The organism is Mesorhizobium sp. M7A.F.Ca.ET.027.03.2.1 (assembly GCF_003999175.1).
In the GTDB taxonomy this organism is placed as follows: Bacteria; Pseudomonadota; Alphaproteobacteria; order Rhizobiales; family Rhizobiaceae; genus Mesorhizobium.
In genome coordinates this window covers 1-2,662 of sequence record NZ_RZOM01000868.1, presented here as the reverse complement: position 1 = coordinate 2,662, position 2,662 = coordinate 1, and the positions used below count along the sequence as shown (strand labels likewise).

At 61.9% G+C, this 2,662-nt stretch carries 2 protein-coding genes; one reads left to right on the top strand and one right to left on the bottom strand.

Annotation, left to right across the window (positions count from 1 at the left end; all coding sequences use genetic code 11):
- A partial coding sequence (gene pepN, locus EN750_RS28205) for an aminopeptidase N (protein ID WP_127398687.1) occupies positions 1-1,393 on the bottom strand: 1,393 nt, incomplete at its 3' end.
- A gap of 156 nt (positions 1,394-1,549) precedes the next feature.
- Here pepN and EN750_RS28200 point away from each other — a divergent pair.
- On the top strand, positions 1,550-2,662 hold a 1,113-nt coding region (locus EN750_RS28200; RefSeq protein WP_145967974.1), incomplete at its 3' end, for a molybdopterin cofactor-binding domain-containing protein.

The window sequence follows — 2,662 nt, the reverse complement described above, 5'->3', positions numbered from 1 at the left end:
CCGCCGGATTGTGCGTCGAACTGATCGTCAGGTTCGGCGTGCCTGCCTGATGATACCAGAGCGCGAACTGCGACAGGTCGCGGCCGGACGCATCCTCGAACACCTTGATGAAATCCTCGATCGTCGCCGCGTCACCGTCGTGCCGCTCGAAATAGAGGTCCATGCCGGCGCGAAAGACGTCGGCACCGAGAATTGTGCGGATCATGCGCACCACTTCAGAGCCCTTCTCGTAGACCGTGGCGGTGTAGAAATTGTTGATCTCGCGGTAGCGGCGCGGCCGCACTGGATGCGCCAGTGGGCCCTGGTCCTCGGGAAACTGGTGGGCGCGCAAGGTGCGCACTTCGGCGATGCGCTTGACCGCGCGCGAGCGCTGGTCGGCGGAGAATTCGTGGTCGCGGAAAACCGTCAGGCCTTCCTTCAGGCAGAGCTGGAACCAGTCGCGGCAAGTGATTCTGTTGCCTGTCCAATTGTGGAAATACTCATGCGCGATGATCGCCTCGATATTGGCGAAATCGGCGTCCGTCGCGGTCTCCCGGTCGGCCAGCACATATTTGTCGTTGAAGATGTTGAGGCCCTTGTTCTCCATCGCTCCCATGTTGAAGTCTGACACGGCGACGATGTTGAAGACGTCGAGATCGTATTCGCGGCCGAATGCCTCTTCGTCCCATTTCATCGACCGCTTCAGGGCATCCATCGCGTAGCCGGCCAGCTTCTCCTTGCCGGGCTCGACATAGATGCCGAGTTCGACCGTGCGGCCCGACAGCGTGACGAAACTGTCTGCAAGCTGGCCGAGATTGCCGGCCACCAGCGCGAACAAATAGGATGGCTTGGGGAAAGGGTCGTGCCACACTGCATAGTGCCAGCCGTCGCCGAGGTCGCCCCTGTCGACCAGGTTGCCGTTGGACAGGAGCAGCGGCGCTTCGTCACGCATTGCTTCTATGCGCACCGTGTAGACGGACAGGATGTCGGGACGATCGAGAAAATAGGTGATGCGGCGAAAGCCCTCCGCTTCGCATTGCGTGCAGTAGACATGGCTCGAGCGGTAGAGGCCCATCAGGGCTTCGTTGCCCGCCGGCGCCACCTCGGTCTCGATGAGCAACTGGAAGCGACGCGTCGCCGGTGGCTTGAGGATGGTCAGCTGGTCAGGCGTCGCCAGCAGATCCGCCGGTTTTATCTTCTTGCCGTCGATCTCGATGCGCTTAAGCGTCAGCCCGTCGCCGTCGAGCACCAGCGGTGCCGACACGGAGACGTCGTCACGGCGCTCTATCGTGAGGACGGCGGTGACACGCGTTGCGTCTGGCGAAAGGCGGAAGGTAAGGTCGGTTTTCGGAATGAGGTAGTCGTTGGGGCGATAGTCTTCGAGTTTGAAGACCTGGCCGGTGTCCGTGCGCATTCCGTGGGTTTTCCTGTCGATTGCGTTGGCGGCGGATTGTGTCCGCTGGTCCAAGAAATTTGAAGTCCGCGCTCTTTACACGAAACGGCCCCTCGACAAAACTGAGGCAATGCCTATTTCAGGCGTTCCTTCTCCTGTCATCATCACGAGGCACCCATGACCGTCGTCACACCGAAATTCGGCATGGGCGCATCCGTGCTGCGGCGCGAGGATGCCGCCTTCATCCAGGGCCAGGGCCGCTATACCGACGATATCCAGCCGGCTGGCGTCCTGCATGGCTATGTCCTGCGCTCGCCGGTCGCCAAGGCCAGCTTCACCATCGGTTCGACCGAGGCGGCGAAGACGGCACCTGGCGTCCATCTGGTGCTGACCGGCAAGGATCTTGCCCATCTCGGCGATCTGAAATCCGGCGTCATGCAGGAACAGCCGGACGGCACCAAGGCTCCGACGCGCGACATCCCGATCCTGTGCGGCGACCGCGTCAACTATGTCGGCGATGCCGTTGCCTTCGTCGTCGCCGACAGCCGAGCCTTGGCGCAGGATGCCGCCGAACTGATCGATGTCGACTATGACGGCGAAGATGCGGCCTCCGGGACGGCAACGGCATTGGCCGAAGGCACGCCGCTGGTCTGGCCGGAGCTTGGTTCCAACCGCGCCTTCAGCTACCACATGGGCGACAAGAAAAAGAGCGAAGCGGCTTTCGCCAAGGCCGCCCATGTCACCCGCATCGAGTTCGTCAACAACCGGCTGGTGTGCAACTACATGGAGCCGCGCTCCGCGATCGGCGAATGGAACGTCGAGGAGAAGCGCTTCGTGCTGACCACCGGGTCGCAAGGCGTGCACTCCATGCAGTATATCCTGGCCAGCGTGTTCAAGATCAAGAAGGACCAGCTGCGCGTCATCACGCCTGATGTCGGCGGTGGTTTCGGGCCGAAGAGCTTCGTCTACCGCGAATATCCGCTGGTGCTGGAAGCGGCAAAGCGGCTTGGCCGCCCGGTGAAATGGGCCGGTGACCGCACGGAGCACTTCCTGACCGACGCGCAAGGCCGCGACAATGTCGTCACGGCTGAGATGGCGCTGGACAAGGACGGCCGCTTTCTCGGCATGAAGGTGGACCTGCTCGCCAACATCGGCGCCTATATCTCGCAATACGGCCCGTTCATCCCCTATATCGGCGTCACCATGTCGACCGGTGTCTACGATATCCAGGCGCTCGACGTCTCGGTGACCGGCCTCTACACCAACACCTGCCCGGTCGATGCCTATCGC